This is a genomic window from Flavobacterium microcysteis (assembly GCF_006385255.1).
In the GTDB taxonomy this organism is placed as follows: domain Bacteria; phylum Bacteroidota; class Bacteroidia; order Flavobacteriales; family Flavobacteriaceae; genus Flavobacterium; species Flavobacterium microcysteis.
Genome location: NZ_VFJE01000055.1, coordinates 97200 through 121790 on the forward strand (window position 1 = coordinate 97200; position 24591 = coordinate 121790).

General features: G+C 37.4%; 24 protein-coding genes. 18 read left to right on the forward strand and 6 right to left on the reverse strand.

Annotation, left to right across the window (positions count from 1 at the left end):
• Positions 1–233 precede the first annotated feature (233 nt).
• The 5 genes from FJA49_RS11650 to FJA49_RS11670 all read left to right on the forward strand — a co-directional run bounded on the left by FJA49_RS11650 (position 234) and on the right by FJA49_RS11670 (position 5954).
• Positions 234–3674, forward strand: coding sequence for a methylmalonyl-CoA mutase family protein (locus tag FJA49_RS11650; RefSeq protein WP_140001093.1), 3441 nt, complete (start codon positions 234–236; stop codon positions 3672–3674).
• 201 nt (positions 3675–3875) lie between these two features.
• A complete protein-coding gene (locus tag FJA49_RS11655) occupies positions 3876–4412 on the forward strand; it encodes a hypothetical protein (RefSeq protein ID WP_140001094.1) in 537 nt (178 codons plus the stop codon).
• Between the two features lie 138 nt (positions 4413–4550).
• Entirely contained in the window at positions 4551–4877 is a 327-nt protein-coding gene (locus FJA49_RS11660) for an ArsR/SmtB family transcription factor (protein ID WP_140001095.1), read from the forward strand.
• A gap of 54 nt (positions 4878–4931) precedes the next feature.
• Positions 4932–5402: a DUF6428 family protein gene (locus FJA49_RS11665; RefSeq protein WP_140001096.1), complete on the forward strand. Its 471-nt coding sequence runs from the start codon at positions 4932–4934 to the stop codon at positions 5400–5402.
• Positions 5403–5531: 129 nt separating this feature from the next.
• A complete protein-coding gene (locus tag FJA49_RS11670; RefSeq protein WP_140001097.1) occupies positions 5532–5954 on the forward strand; it encodes an arsenate reductase ArsC in 423 nt (140 codons plus the stop codon).
• Between the two features lie 26 nt (positions 5955–5980).
• Here the strand turns inward: FJA49_RS11670 and FJA49_RS11675 are convergent, their stop codons facing one another.
• Both FJA49_RS11675 and FJA49_RS11680 read right to left on the reverse strand, forming a co-directional pair.
• Positions 5981–6670 carry a VIT1/CCC1 transporter family protein gene (locus FJA49_RS11675; protein ID WP_140001098.1) on the reverse strand — a complete coding sequence of 230 codons (690 nt, stop codon included), beginning with the start codon at positions 6668–6670 and terminating at the stop codon, positions 5981–5983.
• A gap of 64 nt (positions 6671–6734) precedes the next feature.
• Positions 6735–8534 (reverse strand): hypothetical protein, encoded by a 1800-nt coding sequence (locus FJA49_RS11680; protein ID WP_140001099.1) that lies wholly within the window; start codon positions 8532–8534, stop codon positions 6735–6737.
• 226 nt (positions 8535–8760) lie between these two features.
• On the opposite strand from FJA49_RS11680, the gene FJA49_RS11685 reads away from it, so the two are divergent.
• From FJA49_RS11685 to FJA49_RS11740, 12 genes are all read left to right on the forward strand, one after another.
• Positions 8761–9228 (forward strand): GyrI-like domain-containing protein, encoded by a 468-nt coding sequence (locus FJA49_RS11685; protein WP_140001100.1) that lies wholly within the window; start codon positions 8761–8763, stop codon positions 9226–9228.
• A 5-nt stretch (positions 9229–9233) separates the two neighbouring features.
• Positions 9234–9989: a helix-turn-helix domain-containing protein gene (locus FJA49_RS11690; RefSeq protein ID WP_140001101.1), complete on the forward strand. Its 756-nt coding sequence runs from the start codon at positions 9234–9236 to the stop codon at positions 9987–9989.
• Positions 9990–10021: 32 nt separating this feature from the next.
• Positions 10022–11182 carry an FAD-dependent oxidoreductase gene (locus FJA49_RS11695; RefSeq protein WP_140001102.1) on the forward strand — a complete coding sequence of 387 codons (1161 nt, stop codon included), beginning with the start codon at positions 10022–10024 and terminating at the stop codon, positions 11180–11182.
• A 23-nt stretch (positions 11183–11205) separates the two neighbouring features.
• Positions 11206–11763 carry an AAA family ATPase gene (locus FJA49_RS11700; RefSeq protein ID WP_140001103.1) on the forward strand — a complete coding sequence of 186 codons (558 nt, stop codon included), beginning with the start codon at positions 11206–11208 and terminating at the stop codon, positions 11761–11763.
• A 72-nt stretch (positions 11764–11835) separates the two neighbouring features.
• Complete coding sequence (locus tag FJA49_RS11705; protein WP_233590141.1) at positions 11836–12366, forward strand: GNAT family N-acetyltransferase; 531 nt, start codon at positions 11836–11838, stop codon at positions 12364–12366.
• A 23-nt stretch (positions 12367–12389) separates the two neighbouring features.
• Entirely contained in the window at positions 12390–12752 is a 363-nt protein-coding gene (locus FJA49_RS11710) for a cupin domain-containing protein (RefSeq protein WP_140001104.1), read from the forward strand.
• Positions 12753–12758: 6 nt separating this feature from the next.
• A complete protein-coding gene (locus FJA49_RS11715) occupies positions 12759–13634 on the forward strand; it encodes an AadS family aminoglycoside 6-adenylyltransferase (RefSeq protein WP_140001105.1) in 876 nt (291 codons plus the stop codon).
• A gap of 47 nt (positions 13635–13681) precedes the next feature.
• On the forward strand, positions 13682–14554 hold the full coding sequence (locus FJA49_RS11720; protein ID WP_140001106.1) for an alpha/beta hydrolase: 873 nt from the start codon (positions 13682–13684) through the stop codon (positions 14552–14554).
• A gap of 99 nt (positions 14555–14653) precedes the next feature.
• On the forward strand, positions 14654–15268 hold the full coding sequence (locus FJA49_RS11725; protein WP_140001107.1) for a hypothetical protein: 615 nt from the start codon (positions 14654–14656) through the stop codon (positions 15266–15268).
• A gap of 313 nt (positions 15269–15581) precedes the next feature.
• On the forward strand, positions 15582–15818 hold the full coding sequence (locus FJA49_RS11730; protein WP_140001108.1) for a hypothetical protein: 237 nt from the start codon (positions 15582–15584) through the stop codon (positions 15816–15818).
• 11 nt (positions 15819–15829) lie between these two features.
• Entirely contained in the window at positions 15830–16840 is a 1011-nt protein-coding gene (locus FJA49_RS11735; protein WP_233590142.1) for a T9SS C-terminal target domain-containing protein, read from the forward strand.
• 169 nt (positions 16841–17009) lie between these two features.
• Complete coding sequence (locus FJA49_RS11740; protein WP_140001109.1) at positions 17010–17558, forward strand: hypothetical protein; 549 nt, start codon at positions 17010–17012, stop codon at positions 17556–17558.
• A gap of 79 nt (positions 17559–17637) precedes the next feature.
• Here the strand turns inward: FJA49_RS11740 and FJA49_RS11745 are convergent, their stop codons facing one another.
• Positions 17638–19995 (reverse strand): glycosyltransferase, encoded by a 2358-nt coding sequence (locus FJA49_RS11745; RefSeq protein WP_140001110.1) that lies wholly within the window; start codon positions 19993–19995, stop codon positions 17638–17640.
• Positions 19996–20052: 57 nt separating this feature from the next.
• Positions 20053–20316, reverse strand: a complete 264-nt coding sequence (locus tag FJA49_RS11750) for a hypothetical protein (RefSeq protein WP_140001111.1) — start codon at positions 20314–20316, stop codon at positions 20053–20055.
• Between the two features lie 373 nt (positions 20317–20689).
• Between FJA49_RS11750 and FJA49_RS11755 the strand changes: the two genes are divergently transcribed.
• Positions 20690–22879 (forward strand): glutamine synthetase III family protein, encoded by a 2190-nt coding sequence (locus FJA49_RS11755; protein WP_140001112.1) that lies wholly within the window; start codon positions 20690–20692, stop codon positions 22877–22879.
• Positions 22880–22948: 69 nt separating this feature from the next.
• On the opposite strand, the gene FJA49_RS11760 is transcribed toward FJA49_RS11755, so the two are convergent.
• Both FJA49_RS11760 and FJA49_RS11765 read right to left on the reverse strand, forming a co-directional pair.
• On the reverse strand, positions 22949–24034 hold the full coding sequence (locus FJA49_RS11760) for a cadherin repeat domain-containing protein (protein ID WP_140001113.1): 1086 nt from the start codon (positions 24032–24034) through the stop codon (positions 22949–22951).
• A 2-nt stretch (positions 24035–24036) separates the two neighbouring features.
• Positions 24037–24492: a T9SS type A sorting domain-containing protein gene (locus FJA49_RS11765; RefSeq protein ID WP_140001114.1), complete on the reverse strand. Its 456-nt coding sequence runs from the start codon at positions 24490–24492 to the stop codon at positions 24037–24039.
• Positions 24493–24591 lie beyond the last annotated feature (99 nt).

The window sequence follows — 24591 nt, forward strand, 5'->3', positions numbered from 1 at the left end:
TTCCGTAAACAAGATTTTATAGTAAAGTCAATATTTAGAGTTTTGACCCCCTAGGCCCTTTCGGTAGTATTTATGCCGGAAGGGCTTTCTTTTTTCCAACCGTTCCCCACCCTGGCAGGGTTTCAAACCCCGCCAGGGTGGGGAAACGTTGTTCAGTTAAAATACGTAATAAACACTTCAAAATTTTTAGGAATTTCGTAAATTGCCGACCTTAAAAAGACATATATTTCAAAATGGAACAAGCCAAACCTTATATTCCTAAAAATAAAGTAAGAATTGTAACTGCAGCAGCACTTTTCGACGGACACGATGCTGCCATTAACATTATGCGACGCATTATCCAGTCGACAGGAGTCGAGGTAATCCATTTAGGACACGATAGAAGCGTTGAAGAAGTAGTAAATACAGCTATTCAGGAAGATGCCAACGCCATAGCGATGACATCTTACCAGGGAGGACATAATGAATATTTCAAATACATGTACGACCTCCTTAACGAAAAAGGAGCAGGCCATATCCGAATTTTCGGTGGTGGAGGCGGAGTAATCCTGCCAGATGAAATAAAAGAATTGCAGGAGTATGGAATCACTCGAATCTATGCACCAGATGACGGACGTGAATTAGGACTACAAGGAATGATTAATGACCTGGTTCAGAAATCTGACTATCCTATTGGCGACAAGCTGAACGGAGAAGCCAAACATTTGGAAGACAAGAATCCGACAGCTATTGCGCGTCTTATTTCTTCAGCAGAAAACTTCCCGGAAATTGCAAAAGAAACTTTTGATACTATACACAAACAAAATGAAACCAGCAAAATTCCGGTACTGGGTATTACAGGAACGGGTGGAGCAGGTAAATCATCTTTAGTTGACGAATTGGTTAGAAGATTTTTGATTGACTTCCCGGAAAAAACGATCGGTTTGATTTCGGTTGACCCTTCAAAACGTAAAACAGGTGGAGCGCTTTTAGGTGACAGGATTCGTATGAATGCGATCAATAATCCACGTGTTTATATGCGTTCTTTGGCAACAAGACAATCGAATTTGGCTTTGTCTAAATATGTTGCAGAAGCTATTCAGGTACTTAAAGCGGCTAAATACGATATTATCATACTTGAAACATCGGGAATCGGGCAATCTGATACTGAAATCATGGACCATTCAGATGTTTCGCTATACGTAATGACTCCTGAATTTGGAGCAGCTACCCAGCTTGAAAAAATCGACATGCTTGATTTTGCCGACCTTGTAGCCATCAACAAATTCGATAAGAGAGGTTCGTTAGACGCATTGCGTGACGTGAAAAAACAATACCAGAGAAACCATAATCTTTGGGATGCCAATCCGGATGATCTTCCTGTGTTTGGAACCATTGCTTCCCAATTCAACGACCCGGGAATGAACACGCTATACAAAGCGATCATGGACAAGATTGTTGAAAAAACAGAAGCTGATCTTAAATCTACTTTTGAGATTACCCGTGAGATGAGCGAAAAAATCTTCGTTATCCCACCACATAGAACCCGTTATTTATCTGAAATAGCAGAAAACAATAGAAAATACGATACAGTTGCTTTCACACAACAGCAAGTAGCCCAAAAATTATACGGTATTTTCAAGACTATTGAATCGGTTTCGGGAAAAACTCCGGAGCTTAGCAAAACCGGAATCAATGACGATTCAGTATTGCCAAGCGCATTAGAAGAACACAACGAAACCAGAATCTTTTTAAATTTATTGCTTAATCAGTTTGATAAAGTAAAGATGGATTTAGACCCATACAACTGGGAAATTATCTTTACATGGGATGAAAAAGTAAACAAATACAAAAATCCGGTCTACACCTTTAAGGTACGTGACAAGGAAATAAAGATTGCAACACATACAGAATCACTATCGCATTCGCAGATACCAAAAGTAGCTTTGCCGAAATACGAAGCATGGGGCGATATCCTAAGATGGTGCCTGCAGGAAAATGTACCTGGAGAATTTCCGTTCACTTCCGGATTGTATCCGTTCAAGCGAGAAGGTGAAGATCCGTCAAGAATGTTTGCTGGAGAAGGTGGGCCAGAAAGAACCAACAAACGTTTCCACTATGTGAGCGCAGGACTTCCAGCAAAAAGGCTTTCTACTGCTTTTGACAGTGTGACATTGTACGGTAATGATCCGCACCTAAGACCTGATATCTACGGAAAAATTGGTAATGCAGGAGTATCAATATGCTGTTTGGATGATGCCAAAAAATTATACTCTGGTTTCAATTTGGCACACCCGCTAACATCGGTAAGTATGACTATCAATGGTCCGGCTCCGATGTTGCTTGGATTCTTTATGAATGCTGCTATCGACCAACAGTGTGAAATCTACATCAAGGAGAACAACCTGGAAGACGAAGTAGAAGCAATTATCACAGAAATCTACAAAAAGAAAAAAATAGAAAGACCACGTTATAACGGAACCCTTCCTGAAGGAAATGATGGTTTGGGTCTGATGCTTTTAGGAGTAACAGGAGATCAGGTACTGCCAAAAGATATCTATGACCAAATTAAGGTCAGAACCTTATCACAAGTTCGTGGAACCGTACAGGCCGATATCTTAAAAGAAGACCAGGCACAAAACACTTGTATCTTCTCGACAGAATTTGCACTAAGGCTAATGGGTGATGTACAGGAATACTTTATTGCTAAAAACGTACGTAACTTCTATTCCGTATCTATTTCAGGATACCATATTGCAGAAGCCGGAGCCAACCCAATCACACAGCTGGCGTTTACTCTTGCCAACGGATTTACGTATGTAGAATATTACTTAAGCCGTGGCATGGACATCAATGATTTTGGACCGAACCTTTCCTTCTTCTTCTCGAACGGAATTGATCCGGAATATGCTGTAATCGGGCGTGTAGCCAGAAAGATTTGGGCAAAAGCGCTTAAAAATAAATACGGTGCGAATGAAAGAGCACAGATGCTGAAATACCATATCCAGACATCCGGTCGTTCATTGCACGCTCAGGAAATCGATTTCAACGATATCCGTACTACATTGCAGGCGCTGTATGCTATCTATGATAACTGTAACTCTTTGCATACAAATGCTTACGACGAAGCTATCACTACGCCAACAGAAGAATCAGTGCGTCGTGCTATGGCAATCCAGCTGATTATAAACAAGGAACTTGGACTGGCGAAAAACGAAAACCCGATACAAGGTTCTTTTATCATCGAAGAATTAACCGACTTGGTAGAAGAAGCTGTATTGCAGGAATTTGACAGGATTACAGAAAGAGGAGGCGTATTAGGAGCTATGGAAACCATGTACCAACGTTCTAAAATACAAGAAGAAAGTATGTATTATGAAACATTAAAACATACGGGTGAGTTTCCTATCATTGGAGTTAATACCTTCCTAAGTTCCAAAGGATCGCCTACAGTAATTCCTGCCGAGGTAATCCGTGCCAGTGAAGAAGAAAAGCAATTCCAGATCCATACTTTGGAAAACCTACATAAAGCCTATGGCGAAAAAATGAAAGAGCAGTTGGCCATTATTCAAGACGTAGCCATCAACAACCAGAATATCTTTGAGCAACTTATGGAAGCTACTAAAGTATGTTCTCTAGGTGAAATCACTGCTTCACTGTTTGAAGTAGGAGGACAGTACAGAAGAAATATGTAAAAACATACTGCATAATTACAATAAAAAAAGACCTTCATCGAAGGTCTTTTTTTATTAACTATCAACTACCCACTATCAACTACCCACTATCAACTATCCACTTTTTAACATTGGTCTATTAAAAACGTCATTCGTCTATTACTCCTTTTTTTGCCTTTGCTGTATGCCTAGTTTCGTTTCATAAAATTTAAAAGAACCTATATGAAACTAACCACAAAACTTAGTATTTTTTTAGTAATGATCTTGGGAACCAGTATTATTTCTTGTTCAGGTGACGGAAAAGATGGAGAAGACGGACTAAACGGAACGAATGGCGAGCCGGGAACAGCCAATGTAATTTATAGTAATTGGCTCGACCGACCTGTTGGAGCAGAGACTACAATTGATGGTACCACAGGAATGGCTTATAATTTTTCTGTGCCACAGATAACCAATGAAATTATGAACACCGGTACGGTTCTGGTCTACCTTCAGTTCTCATCCGATGTTTTCCTTTTGCCTTATACTTCAAGAGCGGGTGGAAATATTAATACTGTAGAGGCTATTACTTCTGTTGGAAGTTTAAGAATTTTCAGATTCCGTCATGATGGCGGAACACCGTTAGTACCGGTTGGAGCTACAGTCAGAATCCGATATATTATTATTCCGGGAGGCGCACCTGTTCCTCTTGCAAGACAAATAAATTATAAAGAGAGGACTTATGAAGAAGTCTGTGAATCATTGGGTATTCCGAAATAAAATAGATAATAAGTAATTTAAACAAAAGGCCTTTTATAAGGTCTTTTTGTTTTTCTACATGAACTGCAATTGAAAAAACAGAAAATTAATATTGTCTTTTTAAATATTAATCGTAATATTGCGATATAATAAAAAACTATGGGACTAACTAAAAAAGAATTTTTTACAGACGAACAGAATAAGCTTGCAGCAACATTAAAAGCTTTGTCGCATCCGGCAAGGATAGCCATCTTACAGCATATTATTAGTCAAGATGCCTGTATCTGTAATGATTTAGTGCATGAATTAGGATTGGCCCAGGCAACAATATCACAACATTTGAAGGAGCTAAAAAACATCGGAATCATTAAAGGAAATATTGAAGGAACAAGTGTCTGTTATTGTATTGATGAAAAAGTCTGGAAGCAGATAAAAATAGAATTAAACCACTTTTTTACGGATATAAAAATAGAAAAGAGCTGTTAGCTTTTTTTGTTTTGATATATCGTAATATTACGATTAATATAAACTATTATAAAGATGAAATTATCAGAAGTAAAACAGATTTTGCCAACATTAGAAAATGTTGAATTCCAATTAGAAAACGGCACTTTTGTTCCGGAACATTTCCATGTCACAGAAGTAGGGATAATTAGAAAAAGCTTTATTGACTGTGGAGGTACAATGCGCGATGAAAAGATTGTGAATTTTCAATTATGGAACGCAGATGATTTTGAACATCGTCTAAAACCTGGGAAATTGTTGAATATCATTAAGCTTTCAGAAGAAAAATTAGGTATTGAAGATTCAGAAATAGAAGTAGAGTATCAAAACGAAACGATTGGAAAATACGATCTGGAATTTGACGGAAAAACATTTGTCCTAAAGAACAAAGTAACGGCCTGTTTGGCACAAGAAGCCTGCGGAATTCCTTCCCAGAAACAAAAGTTGAATCTGTCGGAATTAAATACCGGAAATTCAGGCTGTTCGCCCAATTCAGGCTGTTGCTAATGAAAAAGAAATTAATTAAATATAAGAAACCAATAATTATCACCACATCGGTTATTGTCTTGCAGATTATTTTTGGCTTTGACGCAAAATTCTGCATCATTAACCTTATCTGGCTACTTGTTTAGAAATATGGAGACAAAAAAGATTTTAGTGCTTTGCACAGGCAATAGTTGCAGAAGCCAAATAGCAGAAGGCTATCTTAGGCATTTTGCAGGAGGTAGGGCGCAACTATATAGTGCGGGAGTTGAAACTCATGGAGTAAACCCGAAAGCTATTGCTATAATGAAAGAAGATGGTATTGACATTTCAAATCACACATCAAACCACATTGATGAATACTTGGATATAGATTTTGATTTTGTCATAACCGTATGTGACAATGCAAAGGAAAACTGTCCGTTTTTCCCAACCAAAGCAGTAAGACTTCATCAAAATTTTCCCGATCCTGCTAAAGCAACTGGTACCGAATTAGAAATTAAAAAACAGTTTGAAGCCGTAAGAGAAATGATAAAAGAGTATAGTAAGAAATTTATAACAGAGTATTTAAAATAAAACATGTAAAATGTAAGGAACAAAAATCACGAAGTCTGAACACCAAAAATATAACCAACTAAAGCGGAAATTACCATTGCAACAGTTCCCCAGATACAGATGCGTGCCACCGACTTTATTTTGTTGGATCCGCCTGCCTTTGCTGCCAAGGTTCCTGACAGCGCAAGAAAAATAATGGCAAAACCGTATTGAAAAAACACCATGTAGTTTAGTGGAGCAAAAATAGCTACTAAAAGAGGCAATATGCCTCCGCAAAGGAAAGCCAGTGCCGAAGCCAATGCAGCCTGCATAGGTTTGGCTTGAGTCATTTCATTGATTCCAAGTTCATCCCGTGCATGGCTTTCAAGAGCATTGTGTGAAGTAAGCTGTAGTGCCACTTCTTTTGCAAGGTCGGGAGCAAGTCCGCGGGAAATGTAAATTTGCGTGAGTTCTTCGAGTTCGGATTCAGGCATTTCTTTCAATTCCTTCATTTCCCGTTTTAGGTCAGATTTTTCTATATCGCTTTGGGAACTTACAGACACATATTCTCCAGCTGCCATAGAAAGCGCACCAGCTACCACTCCTGCCAGAGCAGCCAATACTATTGGTGCTCTTGTTTCAGATGCAGCAGCTATTCCAATGGCAAGACTTGTCGTAGAAAGAATTCCATCATTAGCGCCTAATACAGCAGCCCTAAGCCAGCCACTTCGGGTTATATAATGTACCTCACTTTGCATACTCCTGTTTTAAATATAAATATAGTAAGGTTTTCGTTAATTGTAACGTGCTGTGATTTAATTCCTAATAGTCCAATATTTGACCTACTTCAATTTCTTCAATTTCCTGACGTAAGTTGCTCCACGGATTAATAGTATTTCCTAAAGATATAGATAAGAATAACTCTTCATAATAATCAATTCCCAAAAGCAAATTCTTTTGGAATAGTGCCCATTTTTTGAAATGGGCAGGAGTTGCTGTACTACGGTGTATGGCTATTTCTTTTTTAAGATAATCAACATAAAGTTGAGCCTCTTTTACAAACAAATTTGGACGATTAGGAAAATCCATTACAGAATCATATCCATAAATATGTTGCACCATATCGTGCAATGAAACCTCCCTATTAAAATAAGCCATATTTGGCCCTGGACAGATTACAACGCCTTGAGCCTCACCTTTAACAGTAATGCCATGTTCAAGATAAGAAGCATTGGCGAGTCCAACACATAAGCAGGCTTTCTCAGTAATATCAAACTTTGCCTGTTCGTAAGCCGTGGCAGTAAGTTCCAGTTTTCTGTTTTCCAACGATTCTAGTTTTTGTTCCTGATATTTGAGTGAAGCCGTACAAAGTCCTTTATTATCAAGCTCTTTATTTAAGGCAAGGTATTTTTTAGGACAAGAACTTCCAGGTCGACCCGCATTGATGCGATGCTGTTTTAGTTTCTCGTTACTGGTATCTCTTATCGTATTAAAAGGCACGCCCAAAGGAGAAATATGACTAAGATATAAGTCTTTCTCTTCAGCTTTTGCTAATAGTATACGTGTTTCATCATCTACAGAAGTAGCTTCAGGAACTAATAGAAAAGGAGAACCCCATCCTACAGAATCCATTTCGTAATGTTGCAAAAGAAAATCGTGTTCTTCAGTCGTACCCACGCCTCCTTGTACTGTGATTTTTAAAGCAAGTGGTTGGTGTGGTGCCGGAATTTCTTTTTGGTCGAGTGCTTTTAGCAATAATTCATGAGAAGTTTCTATGAGTTCTTTTCTTTTTGTTCTGAATTCTTCCAATATCGGTCCTAAAAGAAATCCTTCTGTAGCAAAGGCATGCCCGCCACAATTAAGCCCTGATTCAATGCGATATTCGGAAACCCATAATCCTTTCTTTGCCAGAAAATTACCTTGTATCAAAGCAGAACGGTAGTCGCTGACTTTTAATGTAATTTTCTTTTCGAGTTTTCCTTCAGTATCAGGAAAAAAGCAGCGGAAACTTTCGAGATAGCTATAAAGCCTCGGATTCATACCTGCTGAAAATACAATTGAAGATTGAAGTCTGCTGGAGGCAAATCCACGCAACGCCGTATGGGCATCATTAAATTCTGCGGGAAGCGGTCCGTTTTTATCATGATTTTCGCGATCTACCTTAGTCATGATATTTACATCAATAGCACCCGGAGCAAAATGTTTTTCAAGGAAACTTTTGATGTTGTGTTTCAGCTCACAGCCGTTTTCCAAAATTTCCTGTAGGTTTCTTTTAAAATGGGATTGATTGGGAAGCATGCCTAGAAAACGTTCCAAAGCCAGACGACTTTCAGAAAGTTCTAGTTTGAACGCTTCAAATTTTTCCTTTACGATATGATCCATTAAATCCAGATAACTTCTGATTCGTTCTTCTCTATAATCATGAAATTTTCGGCTGATTTCCTGATACGGCTGGCAAAACTTTTTGCTGTAAAAAGCATTCATCTTTTCAATAAGCTCATCATCTACGATAGAAACTACAGAAGAAATTCCGTAGTGAGCCACCCGAATAGGGCTATCGATAGTAAAGGAAAGTCCCATTACCGGAATATGAAAAGTATGTACAGGAGAATCAGTTGCCATAGTGCGTAATAATTTAAGATAGCTGCAAATATGGATAAACGGTTTGTCGCAAAAGATGATAAATGTCAGCTTCGGGAAAACATATGAAAAGTGACAGCGGTATATGTGCCAATTTATTTTATTAATTTCGTAGAATAATGTTGGTGTGATTATTCTGATTTAGAAAACGGTACTTCGATTCTCTGGACTACACTAATAAATAAATTTCTAAAAACAACATACAAAAATGGAAACCACCAAAGAAAACTTCCAACTGATAGGAATTCAGCTTGATAAAAAAACGACCAACAAAGACAGTCAGGCTGCTATAGATTGCGGTAACTTATGGCAACAATTTGAGACCGAAAAGAGATACGGCCAGATTGAAGGCAAGCTGGGAAATGAAATCTATGCCGTATATTTTGACTATGATGGCGACCATACACAACCGTATTCTTATTTTATAGGCTGTAAAGTTGCAGAAGGAACAATAATTCCGGATGGATTCAAAAGTCTGAAAATACCGTCACAAATCTATACTCAAAAAGTAGCCAAAGGCGTCATGCCCAACTGTATTGCAGAAGCATGGAGAGAAATCTGGAAAGAAGATGTCGTACTGAATAGGGCCTATCAATACGATTTCGAAGTCTATGACGAACGTTGTGCTGATTGGAACAATGCAGAAGTAGATATTTTTCTCTCAGTAAAGAAATAATAAAAATGGCCGGCCAGCTTGAATATAAAATAATAAAACCCGATTCGTCAATTGCCGGCTATATCGAAAGCTTTTGGAAATTAAAGACTCCTTCAGGAGAACCCAAAAATATAATCGTATTGCCAGATGGCAGAATTGACATCATTTTTTCATCTTCCGATAACCAGTCATTTCGAGCCGTTCTTTTAGGCCTAGAAACAGAAGCTTCACAAACTTTAATGGAATCGGGGAGAACTATGTTTGCGGTCAGTCTTCGGCTTTTGGCTGTTGAATATCTTTTAGAAGACAGTGTTTCATCTTTGCTCAATGATGGGCGTCTTTTGCCGGAAGGTTTTTGGGATATTACTAAAGAGGATCTTTCGGATTTTGATTCTTTTTGCGTTAAGATAACCCGGAAAATACAAAGTCTCATAAAAATACCGCCAGACAATAGGAAACTTAGATTGTTTGACCAGATATACGCTTCAAACGGCAGGCTTACTGTAAAAGAACTTTCTGAAAAGGCCGGATGGAGCAGCCGACAAATCAACCGTTATTTTAGCCAACAGTTTGGACTTCCACTAAAAACATATTGCAGTATATTACGGTTTAGGGCTTCTTTTGAGCATCTAAAAGAAGGCAAGCTTTTTCCAGAGCAGGACTTTGCGGACCAGGCACATTTTATCCGTGATGTAAAAAAGTTTTCTGGTGTACCTCCAAAAGAATTATCCCAAAACAAAAATGACCGATTTATACAATTCTCCACTATGAATAAGAAATAGTTTTGCCTTGATAAAACTAAATCTTTAAAATCATGGTAATAAAAAACAAGAAAATAGCAATTATTGGAGGTGGCCCGGGAGGATTGACACTAGCCCGACTTCTGCAACAAAAAGGAGCTGATGTAACAGTACACGAAAGAGATGCAGGAAGATTTGTGAGAGTACAAGGAGCTACACTCGACCTTCATGACGATTCAGGACTTAAAGCGCTCAATGAAGCAGGGTTGATAGAGGAATTTAAAAAATATTACAGACCGGGTGCCGATAAGACACGCATCACTGACAAATACAGAAACATTCTTTATGATCAGCATGAAGAACATGAAGAAGCTGTTGGTTTTGGACACGAGCATTTCCGTCCTGAAATTGATCGTGGACCTTTACGGGATTTGTTGCTTGATTCGCTGCAACCCGAGACAGTTGTATGGGATAGCCATATCACATCATTGGAAAAAGAAGAAGGAAAATGGCAGCTTGTTTTCCAAAATGGGAGAAAGGAAACCGCAGATTTGGTTATTGGAGCCGATGGAGCCAATTCAAAAATACGCCCTTATCTAACACCTATCAAACCATTTTATTCAGGAATAACAGTAGTAGAAGGTAGTATCTATAACGCAGCAGAAAAGGCACCCAGTATCTATGAATTGGTCAAAGAAGGAAAAGTTTTTGCTTTTGGTGACCAAAAATCACTTATTGTAAGTGCTAAAGGAGATGGCAGTTTGTCTTTTTACACGGGTTGTAGAGCAGAGGAATCCTGGATGCATGATAGCGGTATCGATTTCAAAGACAATAAGTCGGTTGCAGCTTGGTTCCGTACAGAATTTTCAGATTGGGACGAAATCTGGCAGGAGCTGTTTGCAACAGAAGGAACTTCTTTTGCGCCGCGTCCTCAATACTGCATGCCACTTGACCAAACATGGGAAGCCTGTGCGGATATGACTCTCCTAGGCGATGCAGCACACTTAATGCCGCCTTATGCCGGGGAAGGAGTAAATATGGCGATGCTTGATGCTCTTGAGCTCAGCAATTGTCTTACCGGAACAGATTTTCCTGATATTAAAGAAGCAATTGCGTATTATGAAAACCAGATGCGAGCTAGAGCTTCCGAAACGGCAAAAATGACATTAGAACAAACCGAAGCTTTACATTCTGAAAATGCAATTTCCCATATGTTGGAACTGTTTACAGAATAAAAGAGAAACAATGATAGATTTGTATGAAATACCAAAACGATAATTTTTATATACTCACAGGAGGCCCGGGTGTAGGCAAGACATCTGTATTGGATGAGCTGGAAAAAAGCGGATACATCGTCATGCCTGAAACGGCACGAGCTATTATCAAAGAACAGATGGCGATTGACGGAGAGGCACTTCCTTGGAAAAATAAAGAATCTTATATGCTGTTGATGTTAGAAGCATCAGCTGAAAGTTATCGGGAGGCTATTTCTCAAAACAGTTCTCTCCCACTATTTTTTGATCGTGGTATTTTGGACGCCGTCTGTTATGCCCGAATGGTCAGGTTGGAGGTATCGGATAAAATTCAGCAAATTGCTGAAAACTATCAATACAATAGAAAAGTGTTTATTTTTCCGCCCTGGCAAGATATTTACGAAACAGATAACGAACGGAAACAAGACTGGAAAGAAGCCGAAGCTACTTTTGAGGCGATGAAAAAGACCTATCAGGATTACGGCTATGAAATTATAGAAGTACCAAAAGATACTATTGGAAACAGAAAAGATTTTATTATCAATTGCATTAAACAGGAATAAATACTGTAGTGGCTTGGACTGATAATGAGAAGTAATTTTCCTAACTTCGTTATAGCTAATAGAAATCTGCAAATGATAATTAATAAGGAATATAGCATAAGAAAAGCCATACCTTCTGAATTCGATGAAATCGGAACGCTAATGGTAGAAACCTATTCGCAGCTCGAAGGATTTCCAAAACCTTCCGAACAACCTAATTATTATAAGCTACTTGCTTCTGTTGGAGAATTTGCAGATAAACCCAAAACGGAGCTTTTAGTGGCAATTTCACCAGAAGGACAGATTGGCGGAGCTGTAGTCTATTTTGGTGACATACAGTATTATGGTTCAGGGGGTATTGCCACACAAGAAAAAATGGCTTCCGGATTTCGGCTATTAGCTGTAAGTCCGTCAGCAAGAGGAAAAGGAATCGGAAAACTATTGACCGAGGCTTGTATTAGTAAGGCCATCACCGATGGAAATAGCCAGCTGATTATTCATACTACAATGGCCATGCAAACGGCCTGGAAAATGTATGAACATAGAGGATTTAAAAGATCAGAAGATCTGGATTTTATGCAAGGTACGCTTGCAGTCTATGGATTTAGGCTGCTATTAAGATAAACCATAATTAACAAGTCGCACTCATGGAAAAAGTAACTATCGCCGAAAAACTTTCTCTTTTTAACGATCATTGGAATCCGAGGATTGTTGGAGAATTGAACGGACAGCATGTCAAATTAGCAAAATTTCAAGGAGAATTTGTATGGCACAAACACGACAATGAAGACGAAATGTTTTTGGTTGTCAGTGGTCAATTCAATATGGAATTTCGGGACAGGACTGTTGTGCTTAAGGAAAATGAATTTTTAATTGTGCCCCGTGGAGTAGAGCATAGGCCAGTAGCAGAACACGAAGTATCGGTATTGCTTTTTGAGCCTGCATCGACCTTAAATACCGGAAATGCAGAAAAAAGTGAACTGACAAGAGACACATTAGACACGATTTAGTAAGTCATGGAAAACAAAAGAGAAACCCAATTAATGGAAATTATGGATTGGGCAGCATCAAATGACGAAATCAGAGCAGTATTGCTGACCAGTTCGCTTGTAAATCCATATGCTCCGGTTGACCAATTTAGCGATTTGGATATCGAGTTTGTGGTAAGTGACCTGCAACAATTCTTATCTGATGATGCCTGGATTGAAAATTTTGGTAAAAAAATCGCCATGATTGTCGAAAATGAAGAAGCATTTGAAGGCAAGCATGCTATGCGAATGGTTTTTTATGAAGACTATACCAAAGTGGACTTTAAGCTCTATTCAGTATCAAAATTTATTGAAGAAGTAGATAGTGAAGAATTACAGGAAGACTGGGATGTAGGTTATAAAGTTTTACTGGACAAAGACGGTATTACAAAAAACATGAAACCGCCTACGTATAACGCTGTGATGATCAAAAAGCCAACGGAACAGGAATTTGCAACCTTGTTCAATGATTTTTGGTGGGATATGACCTATGTAGCAAAATGTCTATGGCGTGATGACCTTTTCTATGCCAAATTCATGCTCGAAGACAATATGAGAACGCAGTACTTCCAAGCGATGATTGAATGGCATATAGGCCTGGAACATGATTGGAAAGTATCGACTAATAAAAAAGGCAGACTGTTTAAAAAATACCTTTCATCTGAAATATGGAAAAAGATAGAAGCCACTTTCTCTGGGAGTAATATAGAAGACAATTGGCGTGCTTTATTTGCCTATGCCGATATAGGAACAGAAATGGGAACTGCAATGGCGCAAAAGCTAGGTTATCCGTATCCGACAGAATTGGATCAAAATATCAGAGACTATCTGAAACACGTAAAATTAATGGGTAAGAAAAACTAAAGGATTCAAGATTAGAATTTAATCATTAATTTGGATAAAAACTTTTTATGAAAAATCTAAAACTACTATTGATCACTTTTTTCCTGATTCAAGGTTTGGCCACTCAGGCAGCAAAAGTAGATACGCTCGCAATTCCAAGTGTTGCGATGAACAAGACTTATAATGCCGCTGTAGTCTTGCCCAATTCCTATTCTAAAAGCAAAGCAAAATATCCGGTGATGTATCTATTGCATGGTGCTTACGGACATTTCAGAGACTGGCTCAGAGCTACACCAAATAAAATGACAGTCAAGAATCTGGCAGATCAGTATGATATCATTATTGTCATGCCGGAAGGCGAAACATTTAGTTTTTATCTGGACAGCCCTGTCAATAAAGGAAGCCAGTTTGAAACCTACATCACTAAAGAAGTCGTACAGAAAATCGACCAGACCTATAGGACTATCAGCGAAAAAAAAGGACGGGTCATTACAGGATTGTCTATGGGTGGTCATGGAGCTCTGTACCTGGCAACAAAACATCCTGAAATATATGCAGCTGCCGGAAGCATGAGCGGAGCTGTTGATATGGGAACCATGAAAAATATGGGGATTGATACGCCGGAAAGAATTGACCAGTTGATGGAGCCTGTCTTTGGGCCTCAAGGCGCTTCTCAAGAAGTATATGCTTCACATGCAGTGCTGAATATGATAGACAAAATGAAAGCAAACGGTCTGCCTCTTATTATCGACTGCGGTGTTGATGATTTTCTGATTGGACCTAATAGAGAGTTACATAGAAGGCTGGTTTATAACAAAGTGGCCCATGATTATACGGAACGACCAGGTACACATGACTGGGAATATTGGGAGAATTCCGTGGCTTACCATGCCTTGTTTTTCTCCAAAATATTTAAGACCAACACTGCAACGGCCCAATAATCCTTAATAATAAAAAAATAACAGTTTCTTAAAAAACAAAATAAAAAGATTTTTAGAGCGTTCTTTGTAGTATGCTATTAAAAACAAGCAGGCCCTATAATGAAATTTTTACAAGCACTATTTATCTTATTTACCTTAAACGCAGCCGCACAATCAGATTTGGGAATCGGTATCGCAACTATAAAATTTACAGGCAACACTGTTTTGAATTTGTATGCTGCTGCTTATGATAAAGAGCCAAAACAAGTCATCGAATTTTATTTGGACGAAGGAACGGGAACCGCTGACATACGAAATATTGAAACGGTTGAAAAATGGCTAAAACCAGAAGGCTTTTTTCTGGACTACGACCAGCTGATTTTTCGATGCAAAGCTGAAGAACGTTTTTGGATTGAAATAATAGTAAACAATGAAACAGGAGAATCCTACTGGATAAGAAAGACAAAAGCAGTTGATTTGGATACTTGGGATGGTTTTCTGAAAAATGCATTTATGATTTCCCGAAATTCTTTTCCACAAGAGATTAAAGCACAGCCTAATGACGCTGCAAAAACAATTCCTTTTGAAGGAGAAGATTGTTTTCAGGTGAAGTCGATGAAAGGCGACTGGATTCAGATTTTTACAGCACCCCATTGTGATGATATGGATAGTCCTATAAAATCAGGTTGGATTCGCTGGAAAGAAGGGAATGAAATATTGATCGATTATTTTTGACATTGTAGTGAAAGGTGCTAAGTTTTACGCTTTATGTATAAATCTGCGTAATCATTATAATCTGTGGCTAAAATAAAATTCGAAATAAAAGTTAATCAGTCAAAGAGTTGTTAAGGTACTAAGGTTCTGAGGTACTAAGTTTAGAAACCTTACATCGAAATATGCTATACCCTAACTTTGCGGCTCTGCGCCTTTGCGAGCAACTAAACAGAAAGACTTCCTAAAGAAGTCTTTTTTGTTAAAACATACAAGAACCGAATGTTTCTACAGTTCAAATAACGTAATTTGCGGAAGAAGAAATCAGCATTATTTTATGATAAAGAAGCTAAAAGAAGAAATCCTGCTTAAGGACGCTTCGATAAAAAAGGTACAGTTCGATAAATATTGGTTTTACGACCTGAAAGACGTTTCCGATTATTTGAATGAAGACCTTTCGGAAGTTGAATTCATTCACTTGCCTTTTATAGTCGATGAGGTAAAAGTCAATACGAAATGTGCCACATTAGAGGACATAGAACGCATCAGGACAGCTAGAGAAAAAGCAATTTAATTAATGTTGATATGAAAACAGTTTGCTGTTGGCTGGTTTTACTGAATCTTCTTTTTACGGTTGATATGGATATGGCAGCGCAAATTGTTGGCTGTACAGATCCATTGTCCAAGAATTATAATCCGGAAGCAACAGTAAATGATGGGAGCTGTCAATATAAAAGAGCAGCAATACGGCCTGAATTTTCAAAAAAGCTGGATCAAAAAGTACCCGAGACTTCAGGGCTTATTTTCTGGGAAGGAAAACTATGGACACATAATGATGATAAGGACACGTCGATTTATGGACTGGATACCATTTCAGGCAACATACAAGAAACCTATGTATTAAAAAATGTCATCAATAAAGATTGGGAAGAAATCTCTCAGGACAGCAGCTATCTTTATATTGGTGATTTTGGGAATAATGTAGCCGGAAATAGGACGAACCTGCATATTTTAAGAATCGAGAAAAAATCATTGGCTCTAAATCCGGTCATCGACACAATTTCTTTCCGTTATTCTGATCAGATTGATTTGATTGTCTCAAAAGCCAACCAAACCGACTATGACGGCGAGGCTATGGTGGTTTCAAAAGACAGTATCTATATTTTTACGAAACAATGGAAATCGAAAAGAACAGCCTTGTATTCGTTGCCAAAAACTCCAGGGAATTATGTAGCTAACCTAAAAGCTGTACATGACATTCGTGGATTAGTTACCGGAGCTATTTTTCTGGAACCGGAAAATGCTATCGTCTTATGTGGCTATTCAAAACGCCTGAAGCCTTTTCTATACCTGTTGTATGATTTTCGGGGAACTGATTTTTTTACAGGAAATAAGAGAAAAATAAAACTACGATTGCCTTTTCATCAGATTGAAGGAATCGCTACAGCTGACGGACTCCATTATTATCTGACTAATGAAAATTTCTCAATTAAGCCATTTATCAATAAACCTCAAAAATTGCATAAAGTTGATTTGAGTAGTTATTTGGGAATTTATATAAATGCAAAAAAGAAAAAAACTTCCGATGAAAAATAATTTAGCATAAAATTATTTTTAAATAACTGGTTTAATTTCAGTAAATTAGTTAATGTTTATCTAGGGTTAAGACACAAATAATAAAGCAAAAAGTATTAAAATTCTCTAAAAATTTTTTTTTGGCTTTATTTTTGGAATACATTTATAAACATATAAAAAAATAAATATTATGAAAAGAATACTTTTACTTTTAGCTATTGTCGGAATGACGACATTTCAAAGTTGTAGCAACGATGACGATCGTGTTGATAATGATACTGTCGCATTAGTTTTTGATGTTAATAAAAGCTTTAATGCACAAGGAGAGATTATATTCCCTTTTAATGCAGGTGAAGTTTTTTCAGGTGATGTAGTTTTAATCTACTGGATGGAAAGTACTACTACTTCTGGAAATCCAATTTGGAGATTGATTCCGCAAAATATTTCTTTCCCTAACAATGAATACCCAGGAGTATCAGGACTTTTGACTTACAATTACGACTTTACCACTACAGAAGCTACAATTTGGACGGAAACTAATATTAATCTTGCTTCTATTCCAAATTATACTGTAGGTCAGTTTTTTAGAATTGTGGTAGTTCCTGGACAAAATCCAATATTTGCCAGAACATCTGAAAATACAGGTAAATCTGTAGCTCAAACGGTTGATTATAATGATTATAACGCTGTTGTAAAAGCATTCGGTATTAAAGAACAGAATATCAAAACAAGAAAATAATTTAAAAGAGACTCCGGTCTCTTTTTTTGTAAATAAAAAGCCCGCTTATAATTAGCGGGCTTTTTGCGTGAATTAATAATTAACTCTTAAGAAGCAAAAGCTTGGTAGCCTTTAGTTTTTTGCGGAAATATATGGTATTTGGATTTCCAAAATAACGTGCGATGGTCAGTCGGGCCATAAGATAACTTAAAGTGGATTCCGCTCCCTGGTTCAGGTTGACATTGGTTTCTTCAAGTCCGTCAAAACAGCCACCTGTACAAGGATTGTAAATAATTTGTTTCAGGTGATTGTTGCCTAAGAACCAATTAAAAGCAATTTCCATTTTGTTGAGGTATTCTTCTTCCTTGAATATATCATGGAATTTTCGAAGTGCCAATATTGTATAAGCAACATCAATGGGCTGCTCACCATAACTGTGTTTCTCTTGTCCTTTAAAATGCCAGGATTTGTTTGAAATCACTTTGATATGGTCTTTTGAAAACGTATTTTCTAAAAGAAAATCAAATGAATCTTTAGCGATTTTTCGATATTCTTCTTTGTCAGTTACAGCATAAGCACAGAGCAGGGCTTCCGGAAGTACGCTATTAGCATAGGTTAGATAACTCTCAAACCATTTCCAGTTTTCGCTGCTTTCGTGTTTGTACATCTGTACAAGCCTGTCGGCAAATATTTCGATATAAATCCTGTGGTCAAGATCTTTGATTTGTCGGTTGAAATAATACAATCCTTTTATAATAAAAGCCATAGCTCTTGTAGAGTGCATTTTTTCTGTCTGTGGCATGGCTTTTCGGAATAAATCTTCAGCCTTTTTTGTGAAATTGGAAGGCAGTATCGGTGCTAAGGAAATCAGATATCCTAAAGCCCAAAGAGCACGTCCTGAACTGTCTTCCAGATTTACGCTGTTATTCTGAGGTGTAAAATTATGGTTGATATCTACATAGTTTTTAAACTTGCCATCTTCATTGAGACAATAAGAAATAAAATTTAGGTAGATGCTGATGTGTTTTAGGTCTTCAATATCCCGTGTCAGCTTATAATCCTGACAAAGGGCAATAAGTGCCCGTGCATTGTCATCGAGCGTATAGCCGGAATTAGGATCGGGTCTATTGAGTTTTGAAAATTGTAATATCCCGAATTCGGTTGTCATTTTTTTAATATGATCGAGATTCAGTTTCGGATTTTTATAATGCAATTCCATTTTTCCCCTCGATATCTTTTGGAACAAGATAGCATGTGCCACAGCAGAATTTTCCCAGGCGGTATGCATAATGGTATGAAGTCCGTTCAGTATCATATTTTTTCTGAGGCCAATATCAAAAATCAGTTGATTAACAGCTTCGGCCAATTGTTTTGAATTTCCAAAATCAAAGGTAAGCCCGGAGCCATTGTCAAGCATTTCTTTGGCATGAGGAATAGGAGTGGAAACCACAGCACATCCACAGCTCATGGCATACGAAAAGGTACCGCTCACAGCCTGGTTGGGATCTTTTGAAGTAAAAAGATAAATATCTGTCAGTTGGAGATAATCCAACAGTTCATCCAGCGGGAGATATTTATTTACAAACTGCACATGCTCCTCAAGCTTCAGTTCTTTTATTTTTTCTTTGAGTGAATCGCGATAGATTTCACCTTCATTCAATACGACACCCGGATGTGTCTTTCCAATAATAAGGAAAAGCACATCAGGACTTTTGTCAACAATATGGGGCAAGGCTTCTAATGTAGTTTCAATGCTTTTTCCGGAACTTAAGAGACCGAATGTAGAAAGTATTTTTCTTCCTTTTACACCATATTTGGCTTTCAATGCGTTTTTGTCGGTATGCGGTACTAAATGGGTTCCATGAGGAATCACTGAGATTTTTTCAGCAGTTACAGTATAGTCTTCTAAAAGGATAGCTTCAGAATTTTTGGTCATTACAATGATAGAATCGGCTCGGTCAAGAATATACTGTACCTTTTCCTTAAATGCTTCATCTGGTCTTGGTAAAACTGTATGGAAAACGACAACCAAAGGTTTTTTAATTTCAGTCAGAAACAAGTTAAAACTTTCAGCGTCACGAAAAAGCCCAAATTCATGCTGGATGACAACAACCTCTATATTAGGATCGCTATTGATAGTTTCTGCTATTGTTTTAAAAGAAAAAGGATCGGAAGTATTTAGCGTGTATTTTACTTCCTCATCAGGATAATGATGTTTTTCATGATCGTTTTCTAAGGCACAGACTGTCAGAGAAAATGAATTTACATATTGATTGTTCAGCGCTTTCATCAAATCTTGAGAATAAGTGGCAATGCCACATTCTCTTGGCGGATAAGAAGTTATAAACAGAATTTCAGGTAATAGTTCCTCATCCGAAAATGCATTAGCACGAGAGGGGAAAATGAGGCTATCTGAATTCGAAGCAAGTGATGTTGAGCGGTGTGGTAGGTTTTTCATATGCTATTCAGTTTTTGACAGTTTTACCGTTTTTGATGTTCTGAAATTTATTAAAGCTTAGGAAGTAATCTGATTGGCCCATTCATTAGCCCTGTCTTTAGCTCTGTTGGCTAAATCTTCACCATCTTCTAAAGCACTATTGAATTCTTTCTTTGCTTTGCGTTGTAAATCATTTAGTTTGCTTTTGAAATTATCTCTTGCATCTCGGGCTTTTTCAGAAAACTTATCCTTTTTAGATTTCTTTTTTGCAACTATAAGTCCTACAATTGCTAGAGCAGCAACTCCGGCTGCTATGCCTATAACCAATTTTTTTGAGCTCATGACCAATTCTTTTTGAGTTACTATTATTTTTTCTTTCTTCTAAAATTAGCTATAATGTTGAAAAATCGGAGTTGTGTTATATAATGTTTAACATAATTAACAATTCGTTGATTTTTACGTATTTATTTGTAAGATTTTTCATTTTTAATGAATATTATATAATCTTTAAATTAAGTTATATAATTCATCAGATGGGAATTCTAGGAATAAAACGATAAAATTTTATTTTTAATTTTATTTCGTTTTAATAGGGGTATAGGTGTTATATTTTAAAAATTTTAAATTTATACCCTAAAAAAAATGGGGTATAAATTATTTTTTTATTCAAAAGTTATATCTTTGCATCAAATTAGTCAAACCTAAAATAATTCTTATGTCGACATTTCGTTTTCAAGCACTAGTACAGACAGCCGGAAGGAAGCCTGTCAAATTTGAAGAATTGGAGAGAAAATCTGCAATTTTTGGTAGCAATGTATTTAATGACAAGGCAATGCGCCAGTTTTTGACGCAGGATGCTTATCAGGGTGTTAGAGACGCAGTACAGCAGGGAAAGAAAATCGATAGAAAATTGGCAGACTATATTGCCCTTGGAATGAAAGAATGGGCATTGTCAAAAGGAGTAACACATTATACGCACTGGTTTCAGCCTTTGACAGGAACAACAGCAGAAAAACACGATGCTTTTTTTGAAACGTCAATGGATGGTAGCGACCCGGTTGAAAAATTTGGTGGCGGACAGTTGGTTCAGCAAGAACCGGATGCTTCTAGTTTTCCAAATGGAGGAATCAGAAATACATTTGAGGCTAGAGGATATACCGCTTGGGACCCTACATCGCCTGCTTTTATTTTTGGAACAACTTTATGTATCCCAACTGTTTTTATCTCTTATACAGGTGAAGCACTAGATTATAAAACTCCTTTATTAAGAGCATTGCACTCTATTGACGAAGCAGCTGCATCTGTTTGCCGCTATTTTGATAAAAATGTAAAAAAAGTAACCGCTACTTTAGGATGGGAACAAGAATATTTCCTAATTGATTCGGCATTGGCCAATTCAAGACCGGATATATTAATGACGGGAAGAACATTATTAGGACACACTTCTGCAAAAGGACAGCAGCTTGATGACCACTATTTTGGTTCTATACCTACAAGAGTACTTTCTTATATGAGAGAGTTGGAATACGAATGTATGCTTTTAGGAATTCCGGTAAAAACGCGTCACAATGAGGTGGCTCCAAATCAATTTGAATTGGCACCAATTTTTGAAGAGACAAACTTAGCGGTAGACCATAACTCTTTGTTGATGGATGTGATGCAGAAAGTAGCAGAACGCCATGATTTTAAAGTGCTGTTCCATGAAAAGCCATTTAAAGGAGTAAACGGTTCAGGAAAACATAATAACTGGTCGTTGGCAACAGATACCGGAGTGAATTTACTTGGTCCTGGAAAAACGCCAATGAGCAACCTTCAGTTTTTAACCTTCTTCATTAATACGATTAAGGCGGTACAGACTTATGAAGAATTAATGCGTGCTTCGATAGCAACAGCGAGCAATGACCACCGTTTGGGTGCGAATGAGGCGCCACCGGCAATTATTTCAGTTTTTATCGGGCAGCAGCTAACCAAAGTTTTGGAAGAATTAGAAGGTGTATCAAACGGAAAATTGTCGCCTGAAGAAAAAACAGACCTTAAATTAAATGTAGTAGGTAAAATTCCAGATGTATTGCTTGACAATACAGACAGAAACAGAACTTCTCCGTTTGCATTTACAGGAAATAAATTCGAGTTCAGAGCTGTAGGTTCTACTGCAAACTGTGCTAATGCGATGACTACGCTAAACTCTATCGTAGCAAAACAATTAATTGATTTCAAAAAAGAAGTTGATGCGCTGATTGAAGGTAAAGACATGAAGAAAGACGATGCTATCTTCAATGTTTTAAGAGAATACATCAAAGAAACAAAAAACATCCTTTTTGAAGGTGACGGTTATAGCGATGCATGGCAACAAGAAGCTGCAAAAAGAGGATTGAGCAACCATAAAACAACTCCTGAAGCTTTAAAAGCAAAAGTTTCTAAAAAAGCTATCGAATTGTTTGGTGAGTTAGGAGTAATGAACCATGTAGAAGTTGAGGCTCGCTATGAAATTGAAATGGAAGAATACACCAAGAAAATCCAGATTGAAGGAAGAGTTCTTGGAGATATTGCCAGAAATCACGTAGTGCCAACAGCTATTCGCTACCAAAACCTTTTGATTGAAAATGTAAGAGGATTGAAAGACATTTTCGGTAAAGAATACGAAACAATCGCAAAAGAGCAGATTACATTAATCAAAGAAATTTCTGGACACATTGAAGCTATCAATACTAAGGTAGAAGAAATGACCCAGGAACGTAAAAAAGCCAACAACCTTTCTGATACAGAAAAAATGGCTTTTGCATATTGCAACAAGGTGAAGCCTTATTTTGAAATTATCAGAAAGCACTGCGACAAGCTGGAGCTTTTGGTAGATGATGAAATCTGGACATTAACCAAATACAGAGAATTATTATTTACTAAATAATATACTACAAACAACAACAACAACACAACAATTAAAAAAGCCTGCTTAAAGCAGGCTTTTTTTTCTATATTATTGAGGTGTAATGGTATAAGTACCAGAACCGTTAAAATTTAAAACTAAGTCAATTTTGTAGTTTCTTGGAGTTGCAGTAGCTCCGGGAAAAGAAATTGAACTTCCATCCTCATCAATTGTGCCATCGGCAAGATTGTCGCCAAATCGCTGACTTCCATTAGAGCTAGGAATATTAAAATAAAAGCTATCGCTATTTGTGATGCCTGTAACTGTTGTCGTTAACGTATTTGTACCTACGTTATAAGTCATGTTACGTGATGTAGAGCCAAAATTTATTACTACTGATGGAGCGATTGACACGATACTAAAAGGTAATGAGCCATAAGTAGCAATTTGAATGAAATAGAACCCATTAGAAGGAATGGTGTACGCATTTGCATTTAAAGTTAAATCCTGAATCCCATTAATTCCGTAAACAGCTCCATTAGCACTGTTAGAAGAGGTGAATTTTATTTGAGTTCCGGCAGTTAAATATTTATATCCAGAAAATGCAGAACTAGTAGACCGCATTAAAAGAGCAGAAGTTGGGTTAAAGCTATTAAATGTCCCATACATATACAATTGGTTCGGAATATTAGAATTATTTTCAGAAGTAGGCAAAGAAAGTTGTCCATTATCATTAACAGTAAGCTGGTATGGAGTACCGTTTGGCGAAATCAATTTGATTCCTTCTCCGGCTTGTAACGCCAGGCCTTTTGCTGCCAAAGCATAAGGAACTGAAAGCAATTGTGTTGTGCCTGTCAAAACATAATTTGTTCCTCCGGCAACATCTAGCTCTACTTTTAGAAACTTTGGGTTGGTTGCCCAGTTAATTGCTGAAAATGTTCCTGTTGTGGCAGAACCTTGACCAATAATTGTAGCGAATAGTCCTTGAGCATTTGTGGTTTTAGTATGTGTTTCAGCATATAAAACAGTACCGGTAGCAGTATTGTCTAATACAGAAAGCCTGATTCCAACGTTTGAATTAACAATAGGGGCGCCGGAAGAGTTAAGAGCAATAGCCTGATAGGAAATTCCTTGTGGAACTTGAGCCGAAGCGAAAAATGCAAAGAATAAGGCTGTAATGAGTAATAGTTTTTTCATTGTTAACGTTTGATGATTTTAAAGGTTTTAAATTTTTGGTTTGCGAATTGAATTAAGTAAGTGCCGCTTGAAAGGGAAGTAAGATCCAGCGAATGCTCAGAATCAATTTTTTTTGACAGAACTACTTGCCCCGCATTGTTATATACCGACACACTTTCGTTGGAAATAGCTTCTTTTGTGTCAAAAAAGATTTTGGCCACTGTCGGATTCGGGTAAACGGTAATTTTTTCTGTCAGGTCAAAATGGTCTACTTCAAGATTGTTATTGTTTACTGTCGCTAGAATACCAATAATTCCGGAACTGGATTGGTTTTGGTTCTGCGGAACAATAACAATTTCCCCTATCGAAACAGAAGCCCTGGTTCCAATTACGCTACCGGAATTCAAGGTCTGAATTGCAGATTGCGAATAACAATAGGAAGCAGGGAATAAAAAAAGGAATAATAGTTTTTGCTTCATAATAAAATAAAATTTTCGCAAATATATATACAATAGGATGGATATTTAGGTGCTGTAGAAAGAAAATTTTTACACAATAATTTTTGAAAATTATTTTTA